Annotated in this window: 6 protein-coding genes and 1 pseudogene; 5 read left to right on the top strand and 2 right to left on the bottom strand. The window is 67.0% G+C overall.

What is annotated here, in order from left to right:
• Positions 1–666: 666 nt before the first annotated feature.
• The gene (locus ACI6PP_RS17155; protein WP_421112834.1) at positions 667–1,332 is read left to right on the top strand and encodes a PAS domain-containing protein; all 666 of its coding nucleotides are present in this window, start codon (positions 667–669) and stop codon (positions 1,330–1,332) included.
• A gap of 72 nt (positions 1,333–1,404) precedes the next feature.
• Here ACI6PP_RS17155 and ACI6PP_RS17150 read toward each other — a convergent pair whose 3' ends face one another.
• Positions 1,405–2,658 carry a sensor domain-containing phosphodiesterase gene (locus ACI6PP_RS17150; protein ID WP_421112833.1) on the bottom strand — a complete coding sequence of 418 codons (1,254 nt, stop codon included), beginning with the start codon at positions 2,656–2,658 and terminating at the stop codon, positions 1,405–1,407.
• A 269-nt stretch (positions 2,659–2,927) separates the two neighbouring features.
• On the opposite strand from ACI6PP_RS17150, the gene ACI6PP_RS17145 reads away from it, so the two are divergent.
• The 4 genes and pseudogenes from ACI6PP_RS17145 to ACI6PP_RS17130 all read left to right on the top strand — a co-directional run bounded on the left by ACI6PP_RS17145 (position 2,928) and on the right by ACI6PP_RS17130 (position 5,443).
• Positions 2,928–3,941 carry a GGDEF domain-containing protein gene (locus tag ACI6PP_RS17145; protein ID WP_421112832.1) on the top strand — a complete coding sequence of 338 codons (1,014 nt, stop codon included), beginning with the start codon at positions 2,928–2,930 and terminating at the stop codon, positions 3,939–3,941.
• Between the two features lie 281 nt (positions 3,942–4,222).
• A pseudogene (locus ACI6PP_RS17140) lies at positions 4,223–4,333 on the top strand (acyl-CoA dehydrogenase family protein); the annotation flags it as partial.
• A gap of 103 nt (positions 4,334–4,436) precedes the next feature.
• Positions 4,437–5,114, top strand: coding sequence for an alpha/beta hydrolase (locus ACI6PP_RS17135; protein ID WP_421112831.1), 678 nt, complete (start codon positions 4,437–4,439; stop codon positions 5,112–5,114).
• 26 nt (positions 5,115–5,140) lie between these two features.
• Entirely contained in the window at positions 5,141–5,443 is a 303-nt protein-coding gene (locus ACI6PP_RS17130; protein ID WP_421112835.1) for a Dabb family protein, read from the top strand.
• A 41-nt stretch (positions 5,444–5,484) separates the two neighbouring features.
• Here the strand turns inward: ACI6PP_RS17130 and ACI6PP_RS17125 are convergent, their stop codons facing one another.
• Positions 5,485–6,465: a zinc-binding alcohol dehydrogenase family protein gene (locus ACI6PP_RS17125; RefSeq protein ID WP_421112830.1), complete on the bottom strand. Its 981-nt coding sequence runs from the start codon at positions 6,463–6,465 to the stop codon at positions 5,485–5,487.
• Positions 6,466–6,479: the final 14 nt, after the last annotated feature.

The raw sequence follows: 6,479 nt of genomic DNA, 5'->3' as shown, positions 1-6,479 counted from the left end.
GGTCGCGGCGATGCCGGCGAAGAACTTGGTGCGGGGCTTGGCGGTGGTGATGCTCATGGTGGAACCTCAGATGCTGTCGTGGGTGACTGTCACCGGTGATTCGGCCCCACACCCGTCCCAGATTGGTTGAAAATCAAACCAATCTCATCCAACTGCGGTAGCGAATAACCCGGCTGACTGCAGGGACGGGGCGCCACGAACGCCACAACCCCGGAGCACCACTTCTCGTGATCGAGGCGGACTCCGGCGATCGACGGGCCGAAGTTGGGGTGCCGGACAGCTTGCGTCTGCCCGACGACTGACGCGGCTGAGCGAGACAAGCGCAACGGCGCGACCGAACCCTGGGAAACTCGGTGGGAGGCAGTCGGATGAACTCCGTAGCGACGACTGCTAGGGCTGGGCGTGGCCGTGACCGGCAGCTGACCGGGCGCCGCGCCGGCGGCCCTCACGGACCAACAGTCGTTGGTCAGGACTTGATCCGTGATCTTGTCGAACCGTCCACGCTCGAGCACACGCACGAGGAGTTGGCAGGTCTCGCACGTGCATCGACGCGACCTGGGGGTTTGGCCGGTTCGCTAGTCCAAGCTCGTCGAGGTACAGATGCGTTGCTACCCGACTTGGCTCGGGAACCTTGCCGGACTTCCAAATCAGTGATGAGGTCGTGTCGTGCGAGGTGAAGCTGAGCGCCACATCCGCGCTGTGACCCACGGCAGGGACATGCCGGCCGGTGGTTTCCGCTATGAGATCAGGGCCGACCGGTGGACATTGTCCGACGACATCAAGTCCATGCTCGGGCTCGCCAGCGACGTGGCCGTCACGACCGACGTCCTGACGGCGTTCCAGCACCCCGACGACCGAGCCACCATGGCCGCGGTGATGGAATCGATCATCGGCGGACGTTCCTACCAGCACTTCTACCGGATCGTGACTCGCGCCGGTCGCACACTGTCGGTGCTCGGTGTCGGACAGGTCATCGACGGTGACGAGGAGCAAGGTCAGATTGTCGTCGGTTACCTCATCGACCTGACCCCGGCGTCCCAGCGCAGCGAGCTCGACCGTGCCTTCGCGGCCGTCGTCGCGGAGTTCGATCAGACCGATCCGGTGCAACAACGGCTGAACCTGCTCGCACAGGCCCGCGGCCTGCTCATGGGGATTCTCGGCGTGTCCGACGACGCCGCCTACGATCTGCTGCACGAAGCAGCGGCCCGCGCCCACAGCAGCGAGATCGTCATCGCGGAACAGGTGGTCCTGCACTTCAGCAGAACCAGTGGGATCCGCAGATCACACGACCAGATGCGCCGAGAAGTTCAAGACGTGCTCGACCAAGACTGACGCAGGCGACACCGCCCCCTTGCAAGCGGGGTTGCCCGGTGGCGATGCCAGGGCAGTTGACCGCATGAGCGCTCAGACGGGCAGCGAGTCGTCAGCCCCAGAGATTCGACGCAGCAAAATGCGGGCGGCACTGACCACGATGTCGCGGTCGTAGGTCAGCACGTACTTGAACTCTTGGTCTTCGCTGTTCGGCGTTACGGCTTGATCGGAAACGGCCAACAGCGCCACCGCGAACTGAGCCATGACGACCACGACACAATGATGACGGGCGAGCAGATCGTCGGGCTCGAGATCAACGGTGCGGACACGGTCGAGATCGAGCCCGGAAGCGTGCGGGCCGAGGATGCCGACCATGAACGCGCGCTGGGCAATGTCCCGGTAAACGGTGGCGTCGTCCACCCCGGGGCCCGTGACCAGCACGACGGTAGAGATGCCGCATCCGCGGGTCTGATCGGCGACGTGCGCGCTCAAGGCACGGATCAGCGGAGCCGTCGCCGTTCGCACTGCCGGGTGCCCTGACACGAGCGCCCACGGCGTGACGGGGTCGTGGTTGTCGACGGGCCGGCGCCATTGATGGCGGCGACTCGTCGAGTCATCGACGCGTGCACGCGTCGATGTCGCTGCGGAGGTGGGAAGTGGTGCGGGGCGTCCGAGCAGCCAGCCCTGTCCAAGGCGAGCACCCAGCGATCGGGCCAAGTCCAGTTGCCGGTCGGTCTCGATTCCCTCAGCGACGATGATGGCGTCCGATCGTTCCACGTGAGCCTGGACCGCGCTCACAATCTGCGCCGTGCGCCGACCGGGGGTGTTTCGGACCATCGACATGTCCAGCTTGATGACGTCAGGGTCGATGAGTGGCATCAGCGCGATGGATGCCAGGTCGGATCCGACGTCGTCAATTGCCAGGAGCCAACCGTTGCGTCTGATCAGGTCGCGGTAGTGCAGAAGTGCCCGCGGATCTGAGGCAATGTTTCGCTCGGTCACCTCGACGACAACCGGCTGCTTGCGATCGAGGTACTCCTGGTGCAACAGCCTGGCTGACCGGGGAGCCTGTGCTGCGAACGAGGCCGGTTCGGTGTTCAGAAACAAGGCGAGGTCGGCGGCTAGATCAGCTTCCAACGCCCCACGGGCCGCGCTGATACGGCACAGCCAGTCCAACTCCACAAACTCCTCACGGCTGGTTGCCGAGGACAGGACAGCTGCGGCCGACTCGCCAGGGCCTCCCACTGGTCCGCGGATCAACGCCTCATACCCGACAACTTCTCCACTGTGCAAGTCGACAACCGGCTGGTAGATCGAGCGCAAGCCCGGCGGAGGAAACTGGACCATTTGCTACCGCCCCCTGGATCACCTCGGCATCTGGTGACCGCACCAGTGAGGTCCACGGTCGGACATGCGGGTGTACAGCCGACATTACGACCCTGTGGACGCACCGTCAGGTAAATCAGCTGAAGCGGGTGGTGCCGGTCGAGAGTTCGCCAGATGGATGCACGCCAAACTGCTCGCCGCGATTGTGAGCGCCGCTGGCGGCGTCGCGGCCCCTGGGTTTTGTGTGTCGAATACCTCATTTGGTGGATTGACCTGTCGATCAGATGGCAGTGAAGTCCAACGCCACGCCCGAGGTGGCCACACCGAGCCTGATGGCGCGCACGCTTGCGACGTTCTACATCTGCGGGGGCGTCACGGGGTTGCTGGCGGCCGCTGGGGCGGACGGCTCGTCAGCTCGAAGGTGGCTGTTGGTGGCTATGGCGGCCGCGGCCGTAGCGGTCGGGCTGGCGTTGGCTCGGTGGGGCACAAGGTTCAGCCGTGCGCAGTTCCACGCGGTCGTCCTCGTCGCGACGGCAATGATCTCGGCGGCAGCGGTCGTCAGCCCCGATCCGACCACGGCTCTGCTGGTGGCGGTGATCATCACGTTCATCGCCATGGATGCATTCTTCTTCTTCCCCTTGCACCACGGCTTGGCGCAGCTGGGCACCGCGTTGCTGGGGGTGACTTCAGGGCTGGGCGCGCGCGGAGACGTCGCCGTCGCGCACATCGCTGGCCTGGACGTGATCGTGGTGGCGATCGCCGCGGTGACGCTGAGTCTGGCCCGTTGGGCTTCTCGCGCCAGCCAGGACCAACTGACCGGACTGCGCAACCGACGAGGTTTCGACACTGCGTTGCAAGAGCTGGTAGCCGGGTCTGAGCGCACGGGAACGGCATTGTCGGCAGTGCTGATGGATCTGGATCACTTCAAGTCGATCAACGACAGGTGGGGTCACGCAGAGGGTGATCGGGCGCTGCGTCGACTGGGTAGTCACTGGAGTGATGCGGTGCCCCACACAGCCGTGCTGGCCCGGCACGGTGGCGACGAATTCGCTCTCCTTCTTCCCGGACTGAACGGTGACGACGCGTTGACGCTGGTGCGCAAGACAGTCCAAGCGCTACCCGAGCCCGCGGTGTCATGCGGGATTGCCCAGCATCGACTTGGCGATAGTGCCGCGCAGCTGATGCGGCGTGCGGACGGCGCGTTGTACAACGCCAAAGCCGCAGGTCGGGGCCGGTGCGTCTTGTGGGTCGACCCGCAGGTCGAACGGAGGACGCACGAGGGCGTCTCACCCGACGCGTCTTAGGCATTCGCGTAATAGGACCCTTGCGCGCGGGCCAAGCGCAACCGGCCACAGGCGGACCCTGGTCCGGTCGGCTGTGTCTGCTGTCGCGATCTCGTCGGAGGTTGGGCACGAACTCCCAACCTCAAGGGCACGAAGCACGCGCACCATGAGCTCGAGTCCGGCAGAGTTGACTATCAAAGATCTGGCTCTCACCCCGTCGCGGTTCATGCGCCATCGAGCAGTCCGACATCGAGATCGACAGTCTGCGACTCCCTGGCGCCAACCGCCTCGAGCGGTGCGACTTGTTCGGCGGCAACGGGCTTCTGCTGGAAAACAACCTCACCCGCCACCTGACCGACATGGAGGTCGCCTCGACCTACGAGGGGACGGACTCAGTCCAGGCACTGATCGTCGGTCGCGACATCACCGGCATGTTCGCCTTCACCTGGCAGGGTCAGTTGCATTCATGGCGTTCGGCAACTAGGTTAATTGAACCTACAACTATTTGGAGCAGCCATGTCCGGCGCCGCGCCCGCACTGCCATCCCGTCCCGTGGTCGTGACGTCGGGCTCGACGTCCGCGGCCGATCCGCTCGTGGTGCTGCTGCACGGGCGCGGCTCCGACGAGCGCGACATCATCGGTCTCGCCTCGCACCTTCCCGCCGGGTCCGCCTACGCCGCCGTCCGCGCCCCGATCGCCGAGGGCGGCGGGTTCGCGTGGTTCGCGAATCGCGGCATCGGCCGGCCGCTGGCCGACTCGCTCGAGCAGACGATGGCCTGGTTCCGCACGTGGCTCGACGAGGTCGCGCCGGCTGGGCGCTCCGTGGTGCTGGTGGGCTTCAGCGGCGGCGCAGCCTTTGCCGGCGGTCTCGCCCTCGCCGATCCGGCACGCTTCGCCGGCCTGGCGACGCTCTTCGGCACGCTGCCCTTCGACGCCGGCGTCCCTGTGGACCCGGCCCGGCTGGACCACCTGCTCGTGTTCGTCGCCCACGGCGACCAGGACCAAGTCATCCCCGCGGACCTGCTGGACCGCACCTGGCGCTACCTGCACGAGGACTCCGGCGCGACCCTGACCGCACGACGCTCCCCCGGCGGACACGCGCTCACCGCGCCCATCGCGGCGGACCTGAGCGCGTGGGTCTCCCACCTGCTCGACCGGTCCGCCGCACCCGAGACCACCACAACCACCCCGTGACACCCCACCACCGAAAGCAGGCAACCATGCTCACCCACGTCTGGAACATGACCTTCACCCCCGAGGCGACCCCCGACCAGCGCACCGCGCTCGTCGCGGCGATGCGCGCGCTGCCCTCGCAGATCGACGGCGTCGAGTCCTTCAGGTCCGGCGTCGACCTCGGCCTCAACCCCGGCAACGCCGAGGTCGTTATCGTCGCCGAGTTCGCCGACAGCGCCGCCTGGCAGGCCTACCTCGAGGCACCCGCCCACGTCGCCTTCGTCAACGACCACGTGACGCCCCTGTGCGCCTCTTGGAGCGCCATCCAGTTCGACGCCGACGCCTCCTGACTCAAGTCTCCGGGCCGCGCCGACGCGGCCCGGAGCGCAGGTCAGGTGAGACCGACGAGCTTTCCCGCGGCCTGCCCGGACTCCATGTAGGCGTGCGCCTCAGCCATCTCGTCGAGCGCGAACGTGCGGTCCAGCGGCACCGGCGCCTCCCCCGCGGCGACCGCGTCCAGGTACTCCTGCAGGACCGCCGACGACAGGTCGCTCGCCTCGCCCGCGTAGGCACTGAGCCGGACGCCCCGCGGCAGGTAGTCGATCGGGTAGAAGTCGCGCACGACCCACTCGTTGGAGAGCATGCCGGTGAAGCAGGCCGTGCCACCTGGGCGCACGGCGTGCAGCGTGTCGCGCAGGACGGTCGTCCCTACCAGCTCGAGAGCAGCGTCGACGCCGTCGGGGACGATCCCCCGGACCCGGTCGGCCACCTTGCCGTCGTCGATCACGACGTGGTCGACGCCGATCCGCTTCAACGCGTCGACCTTGGACGCCTGACGCGTCGTCGACAGGACCGTGAGACCGCGTCTCTTGGCCAGGATCGCGGCCGCCATGCCCACCGAGGACGTCCCCCCGCGCACCAGCAGGCTCTGACCGGCCCGGACGTCGAGCCCGACGTGCAGCGATCCCCAGGCCGTCTGAAGCATCTCGGGGAGCGCCCCGAGCCGGTCCCACCCGAGGTCGCTGCTGAACTCGATCACCTGCGCGTCGGGCACGCACGTGTACTCGGCGTAACCGCCGTCGAAGGTGCGCCCCATCCCGCCCATCATGGTCATCACCTGGGCGCCCTCGGCGAACTGGCCGCTGGGGCAGCTCGCGACGACACCGGTGGCCTCGATGCCCAGCACTCGGGGGAACGTCACGCCGTCGGCGAGTCCGAGACGGGTGTGCAGCTCGGAGCGGTTCAGTCCGAAGGCCCGCACCTGGATCAGTGTCTGCCCGTCCGAGGGCACCGGCCGCGGCACCTTCCTCACCGTCAGGGCGTCGACCGGACCTGGTGCGTCCAGGACGACCGCGCGCATCGTGTCGTTCATGGGCACCATCGTCC

The sequence above is a fragment of the Solicola agrisoli genome, from assembly GCF_049059935.1.
GTDB lineage: Bacteria > Actinomycetota > Actinomycetes > Propionibacteriales > Nocardioidaceae > JAURVT01.
The sequence above is the reverse complement of the archived record's forward strand: the minus strand, read 5'-3'. Positions and strand labels throughout refer to the sequence as shown.

Coding starts and splice junctions, on each gene's coding strand:
- ACI6PP_RS17125 (WP_421112830.1), bottom strand. CDS start 6,465: ATGAACGACACGATGCGCGCGGTCGTCCTGGACGCACCAGGTCCGGTC.
- ACI6PP_RS17130 (WP_421112835.1), top strand. CDS start 5,141: ATGCTCACCCACGTCTGGAACATGACCTTCACCCCCGAGGCGACCCCC.
- ACI6PP_RS17150 (WP_421112833.1), bottom strand. CDS start 2,658: ATGGTCCAGTTTCCTCCGCCGGGCTTGCGCTCGATCTACCAGCCGGTT.
- ACI6PP_RS17135 (WP_421112831.1), top strand. CDS start 4,437: ATGTCCGGCGCCGCGCCCGCACTGCCATCCCGTCCCGTGGTCGTGACG.